This is a genomic window from Microbacterium sp. MEC084 (genome assembly GCF_004514465.2).
Taxonomy (GTDB): Bacteria; Actinomycetota; Actinomycetes; order Actinomycetales; family Microbacteriaceae; genus Microbacterium.
The window spans coordinates 62,135-81,796 of the sequence record NZ_MYFP02000010.1; the positions used below are offsets into that span (position 1 = coordinate 62,135).

Genomic DNA, 19,662 nt, shown 5'->3' on the forward strand with positions numbered 1-19,662 from the left:
CTGACTTCATCACCGACCGTTCGGTCAGGAATTCGCCTCCGCGACGACGCGGCGGCCCGCGCGACGAGGAGGTCACGGGGTGAGCGAGACCCTGCGCATCCAGCGGCACGACACGCACGTGACCGCGACGCTCGACCGTCCCGAGAAGCGCAACGCGATCGACCAGGACCTCGTCGACGCGCTGCACGCGCTGTGCGAGGCGCTGGAGGACGAGCCGCGCACGCTCATCCTCACGGGAGCGGGCGGGACGTTCGCGGCCGGCGCCGACATCGCGCAGCTGCGCGAGCGCCGCGCCGCCGACGCCCGCGCCGGCATCAACACGCGATGCTTCGAGCGCATCCGGCGGCTGCCCATGCCCGTGATCGCGGTGATCGACGGCTATGCGCTCGGCGGCGGAGCCGAGCTCGCGTACGCCGCGGACATCCGGATCGGCACGCCCTCGCTCAAGATCGGCAACCCCGAGACCGGACTCGGCATCATCGCCGCGGCCGGCGCGACCTGGCGCCTGCGGGAGATCGTCGGCGAGCCGCTCGCCGCCGAGATCCTGCTCACGGGACGCGTGCTCGACGCCGACGAGGCGCTCGCGGCGGGACTGGTGACGCGCGTGGCGGAGCCGACCGAGGCGATGGCCGAGGCGGAGGGCATCGCCCGGCGGATCGCCGCGCTCGACCCCGCCGCGACGCAGGCCACCAAGCGCGCGCTGCTCGCCCCGCGCGAGGCGCACCCCGACATCGACCTCGAGGAGCAGGCCGTGCTGTTCGAGAGCCCCGAGAAGGAGCGCCGGATGACCGCGTTCCTCGAGAGGAAGAAGGCCCGATGACCCCTCACACCCCCGCCCGCGTGGGCGTGCTCGGCGGCGGCCGCATGGGCGGCGGGATCGCGCACGCCTTCCTGCTCGCCGGCTCCGACGTCACCGTGGTCGAGCGCGACCTCGACGCCGCGGACGCCGCCCGCGCCCGGATCGAGGAGAGCATCGACCGCTCGATCGCGCGCGGGTTCGACGGCAACGCCGCGGAGCTGCGCGACCGGCTCACGGTGACGACCGACGCGGCCGCCTTCGCGGCCCACGGGCTGGTGATCGAGGCGGTGCCGGAGGATCTCGATCTCAAGCTCGAGGCGCTTGCGCGGGTCGAGGCCGTGCTCGCGGCCGACGCCGTCCTCGCCTCGAACACGTCGTCGATCCCGCTCGCGCGCCTGAGCGACGGCCTGGAGCGCCCCGAGCGCCTGATCGGCCTGCACTTCTTCAACCCCGTGCCGGCGTCGTCTCTGGTCGAGATCGTGGTCGGCGCGCAGACCGCGCCCGAGCTCCCCGAGGCGGCGCGCAGCTGGATCGAGGCCCTCGGCAAGACGCCCATCACGGTGACCGACTCCCCCGGCTTCGCGTCGAGCCGCCTCGGCGTCGCGATCGCCTTGGAGGCCATCCGCATGGTCGAGGAGGGCGTGGCGAGCCCCGCCGACATCGACCTCGCCATGGAGCTCGGCTACCGCCACCCGACCGGGCCGCTGCGCACGACCGACATCGTGGGCCTCGACGTGCGGCTCGGCATCGCCGAGCAGCTCGAGCGCGAGCTCGGCCCCCGCTTCGCCCCGCCCCGGCTGCTGCGCGACATGGTCGCCGAGGGCAGGATCGGCCGCAAGGCCGGACGAGGGTTCTACGACTGGACCGAGGGCGGCGACGCCGCCGCGAAGGAGACGACACGATGAGCGCTTCGACGACCGCGACCCGGATGCTGCAGAGCTACGTGCAGGACGGCTGGTGGAGCCCCGCCGAGGGCGCCGCCGGCGCCGAGGTGCGGGACGCCTCGACGGGCGAGGTGGTCGCGGCGGTCTCGAGCGAGGGCCTGGACCTCGGCGCCGTGCTGGAGCACGGCCGCACCGTCGGTCAGGCGAGCCTCGGGGCCCTGACGTTCCACCAGCGCGCCGTGCTGCTGAAGAAGATGGCGCTCGCGCTGCAGGAGCGCAAGGACGAGCTGTACGACCTGTCGTACCGCACGGGCGCGACCAAGACGGACTCCTGGGTCGACGTCGAGGGCGGCATCGGCGTGCTGTTCACGTACTCGGGCAAGGGCCGCCGCGAGCTGCCCAACGCGACAGTCCAGCTCGACGGTCCGCTCGAGGTGCTCGCCAAGGACGGGTCGTTCCTCGGCCGCCACATCCGCACGACCCTGCCCGGCGTCGCCGTGCAGATCAACGCGTTCAACTTCCCGGTCTGGGGCCCGCTGGAGAAGCTCGCGCCTGCGTTCCTCGCCGGCATGCCGAGCGTGATCAAGCCCGCCACCCCGACCGCGTACGTCACCGAGCACCTGGTGCGGATCCTGGTGGAGTCGGGCCTGCTGCCGGCCGGATCCGTGCAGCTCGTGTCGGGATCCGTCCGCGAGCTGTTCGAGCATACGCGCCTGGGCGACGTGGTGTCGTTCACGGGATCGGCGTCGACCGCCGACTCGCTGCGCCGGCACGATGCGGTCCAGCGCGGCGGCGTGATCTTCAACGCCGAGACCGACTCGATCAACGCGTCCGTGCTGGGCCCGGATGCCGCGCCCGGCACGCCGGAGTTCGACGCGTACGTGCGCCAGCTCGTGACGGAGATGACGGCCAAGGCCGGCCAGAAGTGCACCGCGATCCGCCGCGCGATCGTGCCGGCCGCCACCGCCGACGCCGTGATCGACGCGGTCCGCGCCCGGATCGACGAGAAGGTCGTCGTGGGCGACCCGCGCACCGAGGGCGTCACGATGGGCGCGCTCGCCTCGGTCGAGCAGCGCGACGAGGTGCTGCGCCAGGTGCGCAGGCTCGTCGACGGCGGCGGCGAGGTCGTCGTGGGCGACGCCGACGGCGGGTCGGCGGGCGAGGGAGCCTTCCTCTCCCCCATCCTGCTGCGGTTCGCGGACCCGCTCGCCGAGCGCGTGCACGACACCGAGGCGTTCGGGCCGGTGTCGTCGATCATCGCGTACGAGACGCCCGAGCAGGCCGCCGATCTCGTGGTGCGCGGCGGCGGCTCGCTGGTCACCAGCGTGGCGTCGGCGGATCCGGCCTTCGTGGCGGCTCTCACGCGCCGCGTGGCGTCGGCGAACGGCCGCATGCTGCTGCTCGACCGCGACGACGCCCGGTCGTCGACAGGCCACGGCTCGCCGCTGCCGATGCTGGTGCACGGCGGCCCGGGCCGCGCGGGCGGCGGTGAGGAGCTGGGCGGCATCCGGAGCGTCTTCCACTACATGCAGCGCACGGCCATCCAGGGATCGCCCGAGATGCTCACGGCCGTGACCGGGGTGTGGCACACCGGAGCGCGCGCCAACGCCGACGGGGTGCACCCGTTCCGCAAGTCGCTCGAGGAGCTGCGCATCGGCGACCAGGTCGTCTCGGCCGAGCGCGAGGTGACCCTGGCCGACATCGAGCACTTCGCCGAGTTCACGGGCGACACGTTCTACGCCCACATGGACGAGGAGGCCGCCGCCGCCAATCCGTTCTTCCCGGGCCGCGTCGCGCACGGCTACCTGCTGGTGTCCTTCGCCGCCGGCCTGTTCGTCGACCCCGAGCCGGGCCCGGTGCTCGCGAACTACGGGCTCGAGAACCTGCGCTTCCTCACGCCGGTCTCCCCCGGCGACCGCATCCGCGTCACGCTCACGGCCAAGCAGATCATCCCGCGCGAGACCGACGAGTACGGCGAGGTGCACTGGGACGCGGTCCTCACCAACCAGGACGGCGAGACGGTCGCCACCTACGACGTGCTGACGCTGGTGTCGAAGTCTCCTGTTCTTTCGCCGCTTCGCGGGTAGTGCAGTGAACGTCATCGATCCTTCGCCCGACGCTTCGCGCCGGGACTCGGGATCGATCGCTGTCGCTGCGCTCCATCGACGAGGGACGTCGCGGATTCGAGGCGGTCGGCAGTCGCTGCGCTCCACGCTCGCTTCGCTCGCACGGCGGAACAGGTCCGCAGGCCGCAGCGTGTGACCCGAATATTCAGCGGAAGTCGCGGGTCTCGCTGACGCGGAGGCCGCTGCGGACGAACGCGACGACCGCGTCGGCGAGCTGGTCGGGGTTCATGGGGCCGTCGGGGCGATACCACTCGACGATCGAGTTCACGAGGCCGAACGTGAGCCGCTCCGCGACGCCCGGATCCATGTCGTCGCGCAGCGAGCCCTCCTCGCGGGCGAGCTCGAACAGGCGGCGCAGCCGGTGGTCGAGCTCGCGCCGGCGCTCCATCGCGCGCCGCTGCACGTCGGTGTTGCCGCGCAGGCGCAGCAGCAGCGTCAGATAGGGCAGCTGCTCGCACGCGACCGTGACGGCGCCGCGCAGCACGAACCGGATGCGCAGGTCGACCGGCCCCTCGTTCGCCTCGGGCGCCTCGAACACGGCCTGCAGCTCACCGAGCGCCTTCTCGAGCGCGAGCTCGAGCATCTCCTCCTTCGAGGCGAAGTGGTGGTACACCGCCGACTTCGACAGGCCGAGGCGCTGGGCGATGATGCCGAGCGACGTGGCGTCGTAGCCGTGGTCGTTGAACGCCGCGACGATGACCTCGAGCATGCCGTCGCGGTCGTACCCCGGGCGCCCGCGGCGGGCGGGAGGGACATCCGTGGTCGTGCTCATCGTCCCATCCTGCCGCACATCGCCGCGGGCACCCGGGAGCCGCTCACGCCTGGTCGCGGAGGTCGTAGACGCGCTTGTACTTGCCCTCGGACCGCGGCAGCGATCCGGTCGACACGATCACGACGTCGACCGTCGTGCCGATGCGCTCCTTGACCCGCGCCTGCAGGATCTTCGCGGCCGCCTCGGACGTCTCCTTCTCGATGCCCGGCGTGCACTCGATCTTGACGGTGAGCTCGTCCATCCGGCCGCGCTTGGTCAGCTCCAGGATGAAGTGCGGCGTGAGGTGCTCGATCTCGAGCGCGATCTCCTCGATCTGCGTCGGGAACAGGTTCACGCCGCGGAGGATGATCATGTCGTCGTTGCGGCCGGTGATCTTCTCGATCCGCCGCATCGCCGGGTATGCCGAGCCCGGCATGAGGCGCGTCAGGTCGCGCGTGCGGTACCGGATGACGGGGAACGCCTGCTTCGTGAGCGTCGTGAACACCAGCTCGCCGCGCTCGCCGTCCGCGACCCGCTGCAGGTCGTCGCCGACGATCTCGGGCAGGAAGTGGTCCTCCCAGATGTGCGGACCGTCCTGCGTCTCGACGCTCTCCTGGCCGACGCCGGGGCCCATCACCTCGGACAGCCCGTAGATGTCGACGGCCTTCAGCCCCATGCGCTGCTCGAGCTCGCGGCGCATCTCGTTGGTCCACGGCTCGGCGCCGCACACGGCGACCTTGAGCGACGTCTCGCGCGGATCGAGCCCCTGCTCCTCGAACGCGTCGGCGATCGTGAGCAGGTAGCTCGGCGTGCACAGGATGGCGTCGGGCTCGAAGTCCCGGATGAGCTGCACCTGCCGCGCGGTCTGCCCGCCCGACACGGGGATCGCCACGCAGCCGAGGCGCTCGATGCCCCAGTGCGCACCGAGCCCGCCCGTGAACAGGCCGTAGCCGTACGCGTTGTGCACCTTCCAGCCCGGCTGCACGCCCGCGGCACGCAGCGACCGCGCGATCAGGTCGCCCCATCGGTCAAGGTCGCCCTCGGTGTAGCCGACCACGGTCGGACGGCCGGTCGTGCCGGACGACGCGTGGATGCGGCGGACGTCCGTCATCGGCACCGCGAACATCCCGAACGGGTAGCTCCGTCGCAGGTCCTCTTTGGTCGTGAAGGGCAGCTTCTCGACGTCGGCGAGCGTCCGGATGTCGTCGGGGTGCACGCCTGCCGCGTCGAACTTCTCGCGGTACAGCGGCACGTTCTCGTAGGCGTGGCGCACGGTCCACTGGAGGCGCTCGAGCTGGAGCGCCTCGAGCGCGGCGCGGTCGAGCGTCTCGGGCGAGGTCGGGCCGGCGGGCGGCTCGGTGTACGCGGGCGCCGCCTCGACCGGAGCGGGCGGGGTGATGGTGTCGGTCATCTCGGACTCCTTCGTCGCTGGATGTCTTCGGTCGGTCAGTCGCCGCGGCCCGGCGCGAGGGCCCGGGAGCGGCCGCGGAACTCGGCGACGGGCTCGCCCGAGTCGTCGGTCACGGTGATGTCGTAGATGCCGTTGCGGCCGCCGACCCAGCGGCGCTCCGCCGTGGCGGTCAGCCGGTCGCCCGCGCGCGTCGCGCGCAGGAACGTGATGTCGGCCGCCTGCGCCACCACCATCGCCTCGCCCTCGTTGCACGCGTACGCGAAGGCCGTGTCCGCGAGCGTGAACACCATGCCGCCGTGGGTGATCCCGAAGCCGTTGGCCATCCAGTCGAGCACGGTCATCGACAGCACGGCCCGACCGGGCTCCAGCGCCTCGATCTCGATGCCGAAGTGCTGCTTCGTGTAGTCCGTCGGCGCCATCGTGGTCGCACGCCAGGCCGGATCCGGCGTGATCGTGTCCTCGAACGTCTCCACCTGCTCGGCAGTCATGCACGCTCCTTCGCGTTCCGCACCCGCCGTGTTGCGGGCCGACCTGTGGCGAGTATACTCACTGAATGTTCGGTAAGTAATTACCGGAAGCGAACTTCCCGGATCCGATCCGGGACGACGGCGAGGAGGCCAGCGATGTCGACGACGACCGCACCGGAGCTGGATGCCCAGGAGGCACAGGCGCAGTTCGACGCCCTGATCGAGGCCGACCAGCGCATCGAGCCGCGCGACTGGATGCCCGACGCGTACCGCCGCACGCTCATCCGCCAGATCTCGCAGCACGCGCACTCGGAGATCATCGGCATGCAGCCCGAGGCGAACTGGATCACCCGCGCCCCGAGCCTGAAGCGCAAGGCCATCCTGATGGCCAAGGTGCAGGACGAGGCCGGCCACGGGCTCTACCTCTACTCGGCCGCCCAGACGCTCGGCATCACGCGCGACGAGATGACGCAGCAGCTGATCGAGGGCCGCGCGCGCTACTCGTCGATCTTCAACTACCCCACCCCGACGTGGGCCGACATGGGTGCGATCGGCTGGCTGGTCGACGGCGCCGCGATCTGCAACCAGGTGCCGCTGTGCCGCGCGTCGTACGGACCGTACGGCCGCGCGATGGTGCGCATCTGCAAGGAGGAGTCGTTCCACCAGCGCCAGGGCTTCGAGATCCTGCTCGAGCTGTCGCAGGGCACCCCCGAGCAGAAGCAGATGGCGCAGGACGCCGTGAACCGCTGGTACTGGCCCTCGATCATGATGTTCGGCCCGCCGGACGACGACTCGCCCAACTCGGCGCAGTCCATGGCGTGGAAGATCAAGCGGTTCTCGAACGACGAGCTGCGCTCGCGCTTCGTCGGCATGCTCGTGCCCCAGTTCGAGGCGCTGGGCCTGGAGTGCCCCGACAAGGACCTGCGCTTCGACGAGGAGACCGGCCGCTGGATCTCGGGCCCGATCGACTGGGACGAGTTCCACGCCGTGCTCGACGGCCGCGGCCCCATGAACACCCACCGGCTGCGGCACCGCCGCGACGCCCACGAGGACGGCGCGTGGGTCCGCGAGGCCGCCGCCGAGTACGCCCGCAAGCAGCAGGAGAAGGCCCGCTTCGCGGCCTGATCCCCGCCACCCCGCTACGAGGAGACGACGATGTCCACCCCCGGTGACTCCCCCGCCGAGACCTGGCCCCTCTGGGAGGTCTTCGTCCGCGCGAACCGCGGCCTGAGCCACGTGCACGTCGGGTCGCTGCACGCGCCCGACGAGCAGATGGCGCTGCGCAACGCGCGCGACCTGTACACCCGGCGCGGCGAGGGCGTGTCGATCTGGGTCGTCCCCGCCGCCGCCATCACGACCAGCGACCCCGACGCGAAGGGCGCGTTCTTCGAGTCGCCCGCGGGCAAGAACTACCGGCACGCGGTGTACTACACGCGCGCCGAGGGGGTGAAGCACCTGTGACCGCCGAGGCGCCCGTCGACCACGGGCACGACGGGGAGTTCGACCACCACGGCGACGTGGCGGTCGACGCCCTGGACCTCGCCGACGAGCTCCCCGGGGCCGGCGGGATCGCGTCGCCCGACGTGGCCGAGTACGCCCTGCGGCTCGGCGACGACGCGCTCATCCTGTCCCAGCAGCTCGGCTGGTGGATCTCGCGCGCCCCGGAGCTGGAGGAGGACCTCGCGCTGGGCAACATCGGGCTGGACCTGCTCGGGCACGCCCGCGCCCTGCTTCGCTACGCCGGGACCGCGTCGGGCCGCACCGAGGACGACCTCGCGTACTGGCGCGACGAGCACGAGTTCCGCTGCTGCTGGCTCGTGCAGCAGCCCAATGGCGACTTCGCCGACACGATCGCGCGGCAGCTGCTGTTCTCGACCTACCAGGTCGAGCTCTACGACGCGCTCGAGCACAGCCCCGATCCCGCCCTGCAGGCGATCGCGGCCAAGGCGGCCCGAGAGGTCGCGTATCACCGGGACCACGCGGTGCAGTGGACGCTGCGCCTGGCTGGGGGCACGGACGAGTCGCGGCGCCGGATCGTCCGCGCGCTCGGCGACATCTGGGCGTACGCGGACGAGCCGTTCCAGGACGACGAGCTGATCGACCGCCTCGGCGACGTCGTGCCGCGGCCGTCGACGCTGCGCGCCGGCTTCGACGCCGCGATCGACGCCGTCTTCGCGGAGGCGGAGCTCGAGCGTCCGGCCGCCAAGCCCGCGATGGCGCGCGGCCGCTCCGGCTCCCACACGTCGTACCTGGGCTACATCCTCGCCGAGATGCAGTGGCTCGCGCGGCGTCATCCCGGGGCGAAGTGGTGAAGGGCGAAGTGGTGAGCGCCGTGGTCACGCAGTCCGACGCCACGGGCGTCCGCCCGGTGGACCCCGCATCCGCGGCCGCCTGGGACATCGCCGCGAAGGTGGCCGACCCCGAGGTCCCGGTCCTCACGATCGAGGACCTCGGCGTGCTCCGCTCGGTGCACTCCGACGGGCATCGGGTGCAGGTCGTGCTCACGCCGACGTACTCCGGATGCCCCGCGATCGAGCAGATGCGCGACGACGTCATCCTGCAGCTCACGGCGGCGGGCTACGACCGCGTGGACGTCGCGTTCACGCTCTCGCCGGCCTGGACCACGGACTGGATGAGCGAGGCCGGCCGGGTCAAGCTGGAGCGCTACGGCATCGCCCCGCCCAACGGCCGCGCGCCCGTGCGCCGGGGCCCGCTGCCCGTGTCGGTCGCGGTCAAGTGCCCGCGATGCCACTCCCTCCGCACGCGGGAGGTCTCCCGCTACGGCTCGACCTCCTGCAAGGCCCTGTACGAGTGCCTGGAGTGCCAGGAGCCGTTCGACTTCTTCAAGGTGCACTGATGCCCGCCACCGACATCGGCGCGAAGAAGCGCGCCACGTTCCACCGCCTGCGCGTCCAGGACGTGCGCCCGCTGACCGAGTCCGCGGTCGAGGTCACGTTCGCCGTGCCGCCCGAGCTCGAGGGCGAGTACCGCTACCTGCCCGGCCAGTACCTGGCGCTGCGCGCGACCATCGACGGGCACGAGGTGCGCCGATCGTACTCGATCTGCCGCCCGCCGGCGCCCGGGCGCGTATCGGTCGCGGTCAAGCGCGATGACCACGGCGTCTTCTCGCCGTGGGCCAACGAGCAGCTGCGGCCCGGCGACGAGCTCGACGTCATGAGCCCCCAGGGCACTTTCACGTCGAACCTCGCGGACCTCGAGGGCCGGCACGTCGTCGGCATCGCCGCCGGATCGGGCATCACGCCCGTGATCACGATGGCGCACCGCGTGCTCGAGGACAGCGCGACCGGGCGGTTCACGCTGCTCTACACGAACCGCTCGTCGCTCGACGTCATGTTCGTCGAGGAGCTCGCCGATCTGAAGGACCGCTTCCCCGACCGGCTGGCCCTGCACCACGTGCTCTCGCGCGAGCAGCGCACCGCTCCCCTGCTCTCCGGTCGCCTCGACGAGGCGAAGCTCCGGACGATCCTGGACGTGCTCATCCCCGTGCACACGGTCGACGAGTGGGCGCTGTGCGGGCCGTTCGAGCTCGTGCAGCTGTGCCGTGACCTGCTCGAGGAGCACGGCGTCGACCCGAAGCACATTCGGTACGAGCTCTTCACGACCGGCGAGCCGGGCCAGGCGCCGCCCGAGCGCGGACGCCCCGTGCAGGTGAGGGAGGGCGAGAAGACGTTCCGCATCGACTTCACACTCGACGGCACGTCGGCCTCGGTCGAGAGTCCCGTGAGCGCCAATGAGTCGATCCTCAACGCGGCGCTGCGCGTGCGGCCCGACGTCCCGTTCGCCTGCGCGGGCGGCGTGTGCGGCACGTGCCGGGCCCGCGTGCTCGACGGCAGCGTCACGATGCGCGAGAACTACGCGCTCGAGCCCGACGAGATCGAGCGCGGCTACGTGCTCACCTGTCAGTCCCACCCCACGTCCGACCGCGTCGTCGTCGACTACGACGTCTGACGGGCGCAGAACCGAGGAGTCCGGATGATCGACCTGACGATCGAGGGCGGCGTCGCCGAGGTCACGCTGAACGCGCCCGCGAAGCTCAACGCGCTGGGCCCCGAAGACCTCGACGCGCTCGGCGCCGCGTACAGCGAGGCCGAGGCGGCGGGCGTCCGCGCGCTCGTGCTGCGCGGCGAGGGCCGGGCGTTCTGCGCGGGCCGCGACATCGCGGGCGTGGATCCGCGCGAGGACGACGTGCTCGGGTACCTCGAGGGCCGGGTGGAGCCGGTGATGCGACGCATCGCGGAGTTCCCGGCCCCGACGTTCGCGGTGGCGCACGGTGCGTGCCTCGGCGTCGGCCTGGGCCTGCTGATCGCGAGCGACGTCGTCTACGTCGCCGAGTCGGCGAAGATCGGCAGCCCGTTCGTCAACCTCGGCGCGACGCTCGACTCCGGCGGGCACGCGCTGTTCTTCGAGCGGCTCGGCGCGCACCGCACGCTCGACCTGATCTACACGGGTCGCCTCATGACGGGCGCGGAGGCTGTGGCGCTGGGGCTGTTCTCACAGGCGCTGCCCGACGACGACGTCCTGGCCGCGGCGCGCGCCGCCGCCGCGAAGGCCGCGGACGGGCCGACGCAGGCGTTCGTCGCATCCAAGCGGCTGATCGCCGCGCTGCGCGACGAGCGCGTGGGATTCTGGCGATCGATGACGGATGAGAACCGCGCGCAGGCTGCGCTGTGCGACACCGACGACTACCGGGAGGGCTTCGCGGCCTTCCAGCAGAAGCGCCGACCGGCATTCACCGGCCGGGCATGAGAGGAGCGGACATGACCGACGCCGACACCGGGACGACGACCGACGCCGCCGGCAACTTCGTGGCTCAGCAGGGCCCCGGCGAGCTGGCCGAGCGGATGGGCATCGAGTTCCTCGAGCTCACGGTCGAGCGCTCCGTGGCGCGCATGCCCGTGCTCGGCAACCGGCAGTCGGTCGGGTTCGTCCACGGCGGCGCGTACGTCGTGCTGGGCGAGTCGCTCGGATCGGTCGCGGCCAACCTGCACGCGGGCCCCGGCCGCCTCGCGGTCGGCGTCGACGTCAACGCGACGCACACCCGATCGGCGACGTCGGGCCACGTGCACGCGGTGTGCACGCCGCTGCACCTCGGGAGGACGGTCGCGGTTCACGAGATCGTGATCACCGACGACGAGGGCCGGCGCTGCTCGACCGTGCGCATCACGAACCACATCAAGGACATGCCCGCGCACGCGAGCGCGTGAGCCGGACCGCCGTCCTGCGGGCCGGAGCCCGCCCCTCCCCGCGGGACTATTCTTGGACGCGGTCCGGAATCCTCGGACCGCACAGCAGATCCCTCACGAAGGTCCCCATGCTCCGTCGCGCCCTGCCCCTGCTCGCCCTGTCGGCATCCGTCGCCCTGATCGCGACCGCCTGCTCCCCTGCCGGCCAGGAGGCGGCCGAGCCGGCGACGGGCGGCACGCTCGTGTACGCCACCGGCGACGCGGAGCCGACCTGCCTGGACCCGCACGTGGGCGGCAACTACCCCCAGGCTCTGATCAGCTCGCAGTACCTCGAGCCGCTCGTCGGCCGCACGGCCGACGGGGAGATCACGCCGTGGCTCGCCGAGGACTGGGAGGTGTCCGAGGACGGGCTGACCTGGGACCTCACGCTGCGCGAGGATGTGACCTTCACCGACGGCACGCCGTTCGACGCGGAGGCCGTCAAGGTCAACATCGAGCACCTGCAGGACCCCGAGACCGCGTCGTCGACCGGCTACCTCGCGGTGTCTAAGGTCGCCGAGGTCGAGGTCGTCGACGAGACCCACGCGCGCTTCCACCTCTCGGAGCCCGACTCCGCGCTGCTGGAGTCGCTGAGCATGCCGTGGACCGCCATCCAGTCGCCCGCCGGCATCGAGCGGGGCATGGAGGAGAACTGCGCCGCGCCCATCGGCACGGGCCCGTTCATCGTCGAGGAGTGGGTGCCCCAGCAGCAGATCACCCTGGTCCGCAACGACGACTACGCCTCGCCCGGCCCGCAGGGCGAGCACGAGGGGCCCGCCTACCTCGACGAGATCGTGTGGCGCTTCATCCCGGACGCCGCGACGCGCCAGGCCGCGCTCGCCTCGGGCGAGGTCCACGTGATCGACAACCCGCAGCCCGACGCGATCGTGTCGGCCGAGCAGGGGGACGAGATCGAGCACATCGACGCGCCGCGCCCCGGCTCGGTCAACCGCATCGAGCTCAACGCCGGCCAGACGCCGTTCGACGACGCCCGCGTGCGCGAGGCGTTCATCCGCGCGGCCGACCCGAACCCGGGCATCGAGTCGCTCTACCTCGGCACCGTCACGCGCTCGTACTCGCCGCTCGGCAGCACCGAGCCCATGGGCGTCTCGGACGAGTCGCTGTTCGGCACCGACCCGGATGCCGCGAACGCGCTGCTCGACGAGGCCGGGTGGACCGAGCGCGACGCGGACGGCACGCGCATGAAGGACGGGCAGCGCCTCACGGTGCGCTTCCCCGTGAGCACCAACCAGTCCGTCGCGGCCGAGCAGTCGCTGTTCGAGCAGATCCAGGCCAACACGGCCGCGGTCGGCTTCGACGTGCAGCTCTCCCCCGTCGACCTGTCCACCTGGTACGGCGCGCTCGGCGCGAACGAGTACGAGGCCGTGAGCGCGCCCTACACGCGCGTGGGTCCCGAGGTGCTCCGCGTGCTGTACCACTCGGACGGCATCGTGCCCGCGCCGTCCGGCTACTTCGCGAACCACGCCCAGCTGAGCGACCCCGAGCTCGACGCGCTGCTCGACCAGGCCTCGGCGACGCACGACGAGGCGGCCCGCGCCGACCTGTACGCGCAGGCGCAGCAGCGCATCCTGGAGAGCTTCACGATCCTGCCGCTGTACGACCAGCAGAACCACTTCCTCACGCGCGGCGTGACGGGCGTGACGACGCTCGGCACGGTCGCGACGCCGACCTTCGTCGATGCCCGACTCGTCGGCTGATCCCCTCCCCGCGCGACTGGCGCGCGGGCTCCCGGCCTGGCTGCGCTGGCTGCTGGGCCGGATCGGCTCCGCGCTGCTGGTGATCTGGGTCGTCGCGACCGCGGTGTTCTTCGCGCTGCGCGCCTCCGGCGACCCGCTCGAGGCGATCCTCGGCGGACCCGGCTCCCAGGCCGGGCCGGAGGCGGTCGCCCAGGCGCGCGCGGCGTACGGCCTCGACCATCCCCTGGTCGTGCAGTACCTCGCGCAGCTGTGGCGCGTCGCGACGTTCCAGCTCGGCGACTCGTATGCCCGCCGCCAGCCGGTCGCGGAGCTCATCGGCGCCCAGCTCCCGGGGACGCTGCTGCTCGCGGTCCTCGCGCTGCTGCTCGCGTGGGCGCTCGCGGTCGCCGGTTCGACGATCGCGGCGACCGCGGGCGCCGGATCGGGATGGCGGGGCCGGGCCGGTCGCGCCGCGGTGGGCGTGCTGCGGGGGCTCGAGCTGGTCGCGACCGTGATGCCGCAGTTCTGGCTCGGCGCGGTGCTCATCCTGGTGTTCGCGTCGTCGCTGCAGATTCTTCCCGCCACCAGCTCCGGCGCCGGCCCGGCCGGCCTGGTCCTCCCCGTCGTCACGCTCGCGATCCCGATCGCGGGCTTCCTGGCGCAGGTGTCCCGCGACGCCCTGCTGGAGGCCGACGCGTCGCCGTTCGCCGTCACCGCGCGGTCGCGCGGGGCGAGCGAGCCGCGCGTGCTGCTGCACCACACGCTGCGGCACGCGAGCCTTCCGGCCCTGTCCCTGTCGGGCTGGGCGTTCGGCCACCTGCTGAGCGGCGCGGTCGTGGTCGAGGCGCTGTTCGCGCGCCCCGGCCTCGGTCGCCTGCTGCTCGACGCCGCGATGTCGCGCGATGTGCCGCTCGTGATCGGGGCGGTCGTGGTGGTGGCGCTGCTCTACGTGGTCGTCGTCACGGTCGTCGACGCGGTCGAGCTCGTGGTGGATCCGCGGCTGCGCACGCCCCGTGCGCCGCACGCGATGCGCACGCCCGAGCTGGCGGTGGGATCGTGAGCGTCATGGCGGCCGATGCCGCGCGGATCCTCCGGCGCCTCGGTCCCGGCGGCGTCGTCGCGGCGCTCGGGCTCGCGGCCATCCTGCTCGCGGTCGTCGCGCCCGGCGTGCTCGCCCCCGGCGATCCGCTCGCGATCGCGCCCGCCGAGGCGTTCTCGCCGCCGTCGTGGACGCATCCGTTCGGCACCGACGAGTCCGGGCGCGACCTGTTCACGCGCGTGGTGCACGGCGCGGCCGCGTCGGCCGGCATCGGCCTGGCCGCCACCGGGATCGGCATCGGCGCGGGCCTCGTGCTCGGCTTCGCGGGCGCCCTGGGCCCGCGCTGGCTGGATGCCGCCATCGCCCGCGTCGTCGAGGTGCTCTTCGCGCTCCCCACGCTCGTGATGGCGCTGCTCCTGGTCGCCGTCATCGGGCCCGGCACGCAGGCGTCCGTCATCGCGATCGGCGCCGCGACCGCGCCCGGGTACGCGCGCATCCTGCGGGCCCGCGTGCGGGGCGTGGTCCGCAGCGACTACGTCGCGTATGCGCGGCACGAGGGCGTCGGACCCGTCGCGGTGTTCGCGCGCCACATCGCCCCCAACACGCTGTGGCCGCTGGTCGCGACCGCGACGCTCGGCGTCGGCCAGGCGATCGTGTGGGTGTCGGCCCTCAGCTTCCTGGGGCTGGGCGCGCTGCCGCCCTCGCCGGAGTGGGGCGCCATGCTCAACGCGGGTCGCGTGTACATCGGCACGGCGTGGTGGATGACCGTGCTGCCCGGCCTCGCGATCGTCGCGACCGCGACCGTCCTGACCGTGCTGGGCCGCCGGGCGTCCGGCGCCGGATCGGCGGGCTCATGACGACTTCCCTGCTCAGCGTCCGCGGGCTGCGCGTGCGGCTCGGCGGAGCCGACGTGCTGCGCGGCGTCGACCTGGAGGTCGCGCCCGGCGAATGCCTCGCCGTCGTGGGCGAGTCCGGTGCGGGCAAGTCCGTGCTCGCCCGCACCCTGCTCGGCCTCACGCGCCGCGACGGCGCGGGCGTCGCCGCCGACGTGTTCGACATCGCGGGGCGCGATGCGCGCCGGCTGCCCGAGCGCGCGTGGCGCGCGCTGCGCGGCGCAGACGTGTCCCTCGTGCTGCAGGACGCCCTGCAGTCCCTGGACCCGCTGCGCACGATCGGCGCGGAGGTCGGCGAGACCCTCGCGGTCCGCGGCGTCCCGCGCGCCGAGCGGCGATCCCGCGTGCTGGACGCGCTCGATGCGGCCGGCCTCCCGCTCGGCGGCCCGGCGCGCGTGGAGTCCGATGCGCGCCTGCGGCAGCGCCCGGGCCAGCTGTCGGGCGGGATGCGCCAGCGCGCGCTGATCGCGTCGGCGGTGGTCGGCGGGGCGCGGCTGATCGTCGCCGACGAGCCGACCACGGCCCTGGACGCGACGACCGCCGTCCGCGTCCTGGGCCTGCTGGGCCGCCTGCGCGACGAGGGCACGGGACTGCTGCTCATCACGCACGACCTGTCCGCCGTCGCGCGCGTCGCCGACCGGATCGCGGTGATCGACGGCGGGCGCATCGTCGAGCACGGGTCCGCGGAACAGGTGCTCCACGCGCCCGCGCATCCCGCGACGCGCGCGCTGCTCGCGGCGGCCCCCACGGGCCCGAAGCCCACGGCGGCAGCACCCGACGGACCCGTACTCGAGGCCTCGGGCCTGGTGCGGCGGTACGCGGGGCCGGCGGGCCCGTTCGCGGCGGTCGACCGCGTGGACGTCTCCGTCCGGCGCGGCGAGGTGCTCGGGGTCGTGGGCGAGTCCGGCTCAGGCAAGTCGACCCTGGCGCGGCTCCTCACGGGCCTCGAGCGCCCCGACGCCGGCGAGGTGCACCGGGCGGAGGGCGCGCGGATGCGGCTCGTGCCGCAGGATCCGCTCGGCTCGTTCGATCCGCAGCACACGGTCGAGCGCATTCTGCGCCTCGCACGGCGCGGCGCCGCGCCCTCGCCCGCCGCGCTGCTCGAGCGCGTCGGACTCGACCCCGCCGCGGTGCTGCGGCGCCGCCCGGCGAGCCTGTCGGGAGGCCAGCGCCAGCGCGTCGCGATCGCGCGCGCCCTCGCGGCGGACCCGGACGTGCTGGTCTGCGACGAGCCGGTGTCGGCGCTGGACGTCACGACGCAGTCGGGCATCCTCGACCTGCTGCTGGACCTGCAGCGGACGGAGGGCCTGGCGATCGTGTTCATCTCGCACGACCTCGCGGTCGTCCGGAGGGTGAGCGACCGCGTCGCGGTCATGCGGCACGGCGTCGTGGTCGAGGAGGGCGGCACCGAGTCCGTGTTCGGCGATCCGCAGCACGCGTTCACCCGCGACCTGGTGGCCGCCGCGCTCGGCTAGGCGTCAGTCGGCGCTGGTGACCGACAGCACGGAGCCGGCCGAGTCCAGGTTCACGAGAAGCACGTCGTCGGCCGCATCCGGGTCGAGCGCGTACTCGAGCACCGCGAACGGGTCGTCGCCGCCGTGCTCGTCGGCGAGGATCGTCATGCTCATCAGCTGCAGCGACCGGATGATGTCCACCGCGGGCTCGCCGCTGATGTCCACCAGGTAGTCCTCGAGCTCGTCGCCCAGGGTCTCCTGCTGCATCAGGATGTACTCGGTCACCTCGCTCGCGCGGTTGTCCACCTCCGCGAGCATCGCGACGCGGGCGCGGCGATCCAGCTCCTCCAGCGCCGACACCATGGCGGCCGCCGCGTCGAGGGCGGCCGGGGACACGTCGTCCTGGTCGGGCGCGGTCAGGTCGACCGTCACGTTCTGGTCGCCCAGATCGACGTTCTCCGACCAGAAGATCGAGCCGTCGGGACCGGACTCCAGAAGACCGAAGAAGTCGTGTTCGATCGCCATAGACCTATGTAAGCAGTCGCACCGCCGCGGCGGTAGGTTGCGCATCTCGAGCGTGTCCCGCGCCTCACGGCACCGCGACCGCGCCGGCCGCCGCGACGCTCCGCGCCGTCAGTCGACGGCGCCCTCGACCAGCGACTGGACGAACACATGCGGGGTGAAACCGGTGAGATCGCCGATGCCCTCGCCCTGGCCGACGAGCTTGACCGGGATGCCCGTGCGCTCCTGGACGGCGAGGACGAAGCCGCCCTTGGCCGAGCCGTCGAGCTTCGAGATCACAAGGCCCGTGACGCCCGCGTGCTGCAGGAACGCCTCGGCCTGCATCACGCCGTTCTGACCCGTCGTGGCGTCCAGCACGAGCAGCACCTCGCTGATCGGCGCCTGCTTCTCGATCACCCGGCGGATCTTGGTGAGCTCGTCCATGAGCCCGCCCTTGGTGTGCAGGCGCCCGGCCGTGTCCACGAGCACGATCTCGGTGCCCGTGCGCTTGGCGTGGTCGATCGTCTGGAACGCGACGGACGCCGGATCCTGGCCCTCGCGCTCCGGGCGGACGATGGCGGCGCCCCCGCGCTCGGCCCACGTCGCCAGCTGGTCGACGGCGGCGGCGCGGAACGTGTCGGCGGCCCCGACCACGACCGAGCGCCCGTAGCGGCGCAGGAAGTGCGCGAACTTGCCGATCGTCGTGGTCTTGCCGACGCCGTTGACGCCCACCACGAGCACCACGGCCGGTCGCTCGGTGAGCTTCAGGGTCGTGTCGTACTTCGCGAAGCGCTCCTCGAGCGTCTCCTGGAGCATGCGGTTCAGGTCGCGCGGGTCCGTCGTGCGGTATCGCTCGACGTCCGCGCGCAGCTGCTCGACGACGCGCTCCGTGATGTCCGGGCCGAAGTCCGCCTGGATGAGGGCGGTCTCGAGCCCGTCCCAGGTGTCCTCGTCGATTGTCGGACGCACGAACACGCCGCGCAGGGCACGACCCAGGGACCACTTCTCCGCCATGGGTCCAGCCTATGCGGATGCGCGCGGGGCTCAGTCGCGCGTGACGCGCACGCCCTTGCCGACGACCGTGATGCCGCTGTCGGTGACCGTGAAGCCGCGCGAGCGGTCCAGCTCGGGGTCGACGCCCACGGTCGCCCCGGACTCCACGATCGCGCTCTTGTCGACGATCGCGCGGCGCACGGTGGCCCCGGCCGCGATGCGCGACTGCTCGAACACGATGGAGTCGCTCAGCATGGCCCCCGACTCGACGACCGTCCGCGCTCCCAGCACGCTGCGCTCGATGTGCGCGCCCGAGATCACGGATCCGAGCGACACGATCGAGTCGATGACCGTGCTGAGCGTGCCGCGCGCGTCGCGCGTGAACTTCGCGGGAGGCATGTTGTCCTGCCGGCTGAAGATCGGCCACTCGTCGTTGTACAGGTTGAACACCGGCAGCACCGAGATCAGGTCCTGGTGCGCGTCGAAGTACGAGTCGATCGTCCCCACGTCGCGCCAGTAGTACCGGTCGCGCGCCGTGCTGCCCGGCACGTCGTTGTGCTTCATGTCGTAGACCCCGGCCGCGCCGCGCTCCACGAAGTAGGGCACGATGTCGCCGCCCATGTCGTGCTTCGAGTCGGCGCGCTCGCCGTCCGCGAGCACCGCGTCCACCAGCGCATCCGCCGTGAAGACGTAGTTGCCCATCGATGCGAGGACCTCCCCGGGCGAGTCGGGAAGGCCCTGCGGGTGCTCGGGCTTCTCGAGGAACTCGCGGATGCTGTCCGGCTTCTCGGGGTCGACGTCGATCACGCCGAACTGGTTGGCGAGCGAGATCGGCTGCCGGATGGCCGCCACGGTGCACTCCGCGCCCGAGGCGATGTGCGCCTCGATCATCTGCTCGAAGTCCATGCGGTACACGTGGTCGGCGCCGACCACGACGATGTAGTCCGGCTTCTCGTCGTAGACGAGGTTGAGGCTCTGCAGGATCGCGTCGGCCGAGCCGAGGTACCAGCGCTTGCCGAGGCGCTGCTGCGCCGGCACCGACGTGACGTACGAGTTGAACAGACCGTTCAGGCGCCACAGCGTCGAGATGTGCCGGTCGAGGCTGTGGGACTTGTACTGGGTCAGCACGACGACCTGGCGCAGACCGGAGTTCATCAGGTTCGACAGCGCGAAGTCGATCAGGCGGTAGTGCCCACCGAACGGCACTGCCGGTTTCGCCCGGTCCAGCGTCAAGGGCATCAATCGCTTGCCCTCACCGCCTGCCAGGACGATACCGAGAACCTTCTTCGTCGCCGCCATGCGGTCACCTGCCCTTCGTCGGACCTCGAGCCCGACACTACTGTCGTATGCGCCCCCAGCGGGAGTGCGACTTAGCCGATCACTCGAAGGATCCGATTGTCATGG

General features: G+C 72.4%; 20 protein-coding genes. 14 read left to right on the top strand and 6 right to left on the bottom strand.

Annotation, left to right across the window (positions count from 1 at the left end; translation table 11 throughout):
* Positions 1-79: 79 nt before the first annotated feature.
* Genes B5M43_RS09905 through paaZ form a run of 3 tightly spaced genes read left to right on the top strand, consistent with a single transcriptional unit; the run spans position 80 to position 3,770 of the window.
* Positions 80-820, top strand: a complete 741-nt coding sequence (locus tag B5M43_RS09905; protein ID WP_134745196.1) for an enoyl-CoA hydratase/isomerase family protein — start codon at positions 80-82, stop codon at positions 818-820.
* Positions 817-1,704, top strand: a complete 888-nt coding sequence (locus B5M43_RS09910; protein WP_055991078.1) for a 3-hydroxyacyl-CoA dehydrogenase family protein — start codon at positions 817-819, stop codon at positions 1,702-1,704. Before B5M43_RS09905 ends, B5M43_RS09910 begins: the two co-directional genes overlap by 4 nt.
* Positions 1,701-3,770, top strand: a complete 2,070-nt coding sequence (gene paaZ / locus B5M43_RS09915) for a phenylacetic acid degradation bifunctional protein PaaZ (RefSeq protein ID WP_167626743.1) — start codon at positions 1,701-1,703, stop codon at positions 3,768-3,770. Before B5M43_RS09910 ends, paaZ begins: the two co-directional genes overlap by 4 nt.
* Before the next feature lie 184 nt (positions 3,771-3,954).
* Here paaZ and B5M43_RS09920 read toward each other — a convergent pair whose 3' ends face one another.
* The 3 genes from B5M43_RS09920 to paaI are packed head-to-tail and all read right to left on the bottom strand — an operon-like array spanning position 3,955 to position 6,459.
* Positions 3,955-4,581, bottom strand: a complete 627-nt coding sequence (locus tag B5M43_RS09920; protein WP_055991073.1) for a TetR/AcrR family transcriptional regulator — start codon at positions 4,579-4,581, stop codon at positions 3,955-3,957.
* 43 nt (positions 4,582-4,624) lie between these two features.
* Positions 4,625-5,971, bottom strand: a complete 1,347-nt coding sequence (gene paaK, locus B5M43_RS09925; protein WP_134745197.1) for a phenylacetate--CoA ligase PaaK — start codon at positions 5,969-5,971, stop codon at positions 4,625-4,627.
* Between the two features lie 35 nt (positions 5,972-6,006).
* Entirely contained in the window at positions 6,007-6,459 is a 453-nt protein-coding gene (gene paaI / locus B5M43_RS09930) for a hydroxyphenylacetyl-CoA thioesterase PaaI (protein ID WP_134745198.1), read from the bottom strand.
* A gap of 135 nt (positions 6,460-6,594) precedes the next feature.
* On the opposite strand from paaI, the gene paaA reads away from it, so the two are divergent.
* From paaA to B5M43_RS09985, 11 genes are all read left to right on the top strand, one after another.
* Positions 6,595-7,563, top strand: a complete 969-nt coding sequence (paaA, locus tag B5M43_RS09935; RefSeq protein WP_134745199.1) for a 1,2-phenylacetyl-CoA epoxidase subunit PaaA — start codon at positions 6,595-6,597, stop codon at positions 7,561-7,563.
* A 30-nt stretch (positions 7,564-7,593) separates the two neighbouring features.
* A complete protein-coding gene (gene paaB, locus B5M43_RS09940) occupies positions 7,594-7,899 on the top strand; it encodes a 1,2-phenylacetyl-CoA epoxidase subunit PaaB (protein WP_055991064.1) in 306 nt (101 codons plus the stop codon).
* Complete coding sequence (gene paaC, locus B5M43_RS09945) at positions 7,896-8,750, top strand: 1,2-phenylacetyl-CoA epoxidase subunit PaaC (protein WP_134745200.1); 855 nt, start codon at positions 7,896-7,898, stop codon at positions 8,748-8,750. The genes paaB and paaC overlap by 4 nt, the downstream gene beginning before the upstream one ends.
* Positions 8,751-8,770: 20 nt before the next feature.
* Entirely contained in the window at positions 8,771-9,295 is a 525-nt protein-coding gene (paaD, locus tag B5M43_RS09950) for a 1,2-phenylacetyl-CoA epoxidase subunit PaaD (RefSeq protein ID WP_134745226.1), read from the top strand.
* Entirely contained in the window at positions 9,295-10,407 is a 1,113-nt protein-coding gene (paaE, locus tag B5M43_RS09955) for a 1,2-phenylacetyl-CoA epoxidase subunit PaaE (RefSeq protein ID WP_055991061.1), read from the top strand. Before paaD ends, paaE begins: the two co-directional genes overlap by 1 nt.
* Before the next feature lie 24 nt (positions 10,408-10,431).
* The gene (locus tag B5M43_RS09960; protein ID WP_134745201.1) at positions 10,432-11,205 is read left to right on the top strand and encodes an enoyl-CoA hydratase/isomerase family protein; all 774 of its coding nucleotides are present in this window, start codon (positions 10,432-10,434) and stop codon (positions 11,203-11,205) included.
* A gap of 11 nt (positions 11,206-11,216) precedes the next feature.
* The gene (locus B5M43_RS09965; protein WP_055991055.1) at positions 11,217-11,663 is read left to right on the top strand and encodes a PaaI family thioesterase; all 447 of its coding nucleotides are present in this window, start codon (positions 11,217-11,219) and stop codon (positions 11,661-11,663) included.
* Positions 11,664-11,770: 107 nt separating this feature from the next.
* Positions 11,771-13,399, top strand: coding sequence for an ABC transporter substrate-binding protein (locus B5M43_RS09970; RefSeq protein ID WP_134745202.1), 1,629 nt, complete (start codon positions 11,771-11,773; stop codon positions 13,397-13,399).
* The gene (locus B5M43_RS09975; RefSeq protein ID WP_082543095.1) at positions 13,380-14,438 is read left to right on the top strand and encodes an ABC transporter permease; all 1,059 of its coding nucleotides are present in this window, start codon (positions 13,380-13,382) and stop codon (positions 14,436-14,438) included. The genes B5M43_RS09970 and B5M43_RS09975 overlap by 20 nt, the downstream gene beginning before the upstream one ends.
* 5 nt (positions 14,439-14,443) lie before the next feature.
* The gene (locus tag B5M43_RS09980; RefSeq protein ID WP_055991049.1) at positions 14,444-15,274 is read left to right on the top strand and encodes an ABC transporter permease; all 831 of its coding nucleotides are present in this window, start codon (positions 14,444-14,446) and stop codon (positions 15,272-15,274) included.
* Entirely contained in the window at positions 15,271-16,785 is a 1,515-nt protein-coding gene (locus B5M43_RS09985) for an ABC transporter ATP-binding protein (protein ID WP_134745203.1), read from the top strand. The genes B5M43_RS09980 and B5M43_RS09985 overlap by 4 nt, the downstream gene beginning before the upstream one ends.
* Positions 16,786-16,788: 3 nt before the next feature.
* On the opposite strand, the gene B5M43_RS09990 is transcribed toward B5M43_RS09985, so the two are convergent.
* The 3 genes from B5M43_RS09990 to glgC all read right to left on the bottom strand — a co-directional run bounded on the left by B5M43_RS09990 (position 16,789) and on the right by glgC (position 19,557).
* Positions 16,789-17,289: a DUF2004 domain-containing protein gene (locus tag B5M43_RS09990; protein WP_055991043.1), complete on the bottom strand. Its 501-nt coding sequence runs from the start codon at positions 17,287-17,289 to the stop codon at positions 16,789-16,791.
* A 108-nt stretch (positions 17,290-17,397) separates the two neighbouring features.
* Positions 17,398-18,279 (bottom strand): signal recognition particle-docking protein FtsY, encoded by an 882-nt coding sequence (gene ftsY, locus B5M43_RS09995; RefSeq protein WP_055991040.1) that lies wholly within the window; start codon positions 18,277-18,279, stop codon positions 17,398-17,400.
* 30 nt (positions 18,280-18,309) lie between these two features.
* A complete protein-coding gene (glgC, locus tag B5M43_RS10000) occupies positions 18,310-19,557 on the bottom strand; it encodes a glucose-1-phosphate adenylyltransferase (protein WP_055991037.1) in 1,248 nt (415 codons plus the stop codon).
* Positions 19,558-19,662: the final 105 nt, after the last annotated feature.

Excerpts from the sequence above, each read along its gene's own strand:
- B5M43_RS09960 (WP_134745201.1), top strand. The coding sequence starts at position 10,432 with ATGATCGACCTGACGATCGAGGGCGGCGTCGCCGAGGTCACGCTGAAC.
- paaE (WP_055991061.1), top strand. The coding sequence starts at position 9,295 with ATGCCCGCCACCGACATCGGCGCGAAGAAGCGCGCCACGTTCCACCGC.
- B5M43_RS09910 (WP_055991078.1), top strand. The coding sequence starts at position 817 with ATGACCCCTCACACCCCCGCCCGCGTGGGCGTGCTCGGCGGCGGCCGC.
- paaB (WP_055991064.1), top strand. The coding sequence starts at position 7,594 with ATGTCCACCCCCGGTGACTCCCCCGCCGAGACCTGGCCCCTCTGGGAG.
- glgC (WP_055991037.1), bottom strand. The coding sequence starts at position 19,557 with ATGGCGGCGACGAAGAAGGTTCTCGGTATCGTCCTGGCAGGCGGTGAG.
- paaK (WP_134745197.1), bottom strand. The coding sequence starts at position 5,971 with ATGACCGACACCATCACCCCGCCCGCTCCGGTCGAGGCGGCGCCCGCG.
- B5M43_RS09975 (WP_082543095.1), top strand. The coding sequence starts at position 13,380 with ATGCCCGACTCGTCGGCTGATCCCCTCCCCGCGCGACTGGCGCGCGGG.
- ftsY (WP_055991040.1), bottom strand. The coding sequence starts at position 18,279 with ATGGCGGAGAAGTGGTCCCTGGGTCGTGCCCTGCGCGGCGTGTTCGTG.
- paaA (WP_134745199.1), top strand. The coding sequence starts at position 6,595 with ATGTCGACGACGACCGCACCGGAGCTGGATGCCCAGGAGGCACAGGCG.
- paaI (WP_134745198.1), bottom strand. The coding sequence starts at position 6,459 with ATGACTGCCGAGCAGGTGGAGACGTTCGAGGACACGATCACGCCGGAT.
- paaZ (WP_167626743.1), top strand. The coding sequence starts at position 1,701 with ATGAGCGCTTCGACGACCGCGACCCGGATGCTGCAGAGCTACGTGCAG.
- B5M43_RS09980 (WP_055991049.1), top strand. The coding sequence starts at position 14,444 with ATGGCGGCCGATGCCGCGCGGATCCTCCGGCGCCTCGGTCCCGGCGGC.
- B5M43_RS09920 (WP_055991073.1), bottom strand. The coding sequence starts at position 4,581 with ATGAGCACGACCACGGATGTCCCTCCCGCCCGCCGCGGGCGCCCGGGG.
- B5M43_RS09990 (WP_055991043.1), bottom strand. The coding sequence starts at position 17,289 with ATGGCGATCGAACACGACTTCTTCGGTCTTCTGGAGTCCGGTCCCGAC.
- B5M43_RS09985 (WP_134745203.1), top strand. The coding sequence starts at position 15,271 with ATGACGACTTCCCTGCTCAGCGTCCGCGGGCTGCGCGTGCGGCTCGGC.
- B5M43_RS09965 (WP_055991055.1), top strand. The coding sequence starts at position 11,217 with ATGACCGACGCCGACACCGGGACGACGACCGACGCCGCCGGCAACTTC.
- B5M43_RS09970 (WP_134745202.1), top strand. The coding sequence starts at position 11,771 with ATGCTCCGTCGCGCCCTGCCCCTGCTCGCCCTGTCGGCATCCGTCGCC.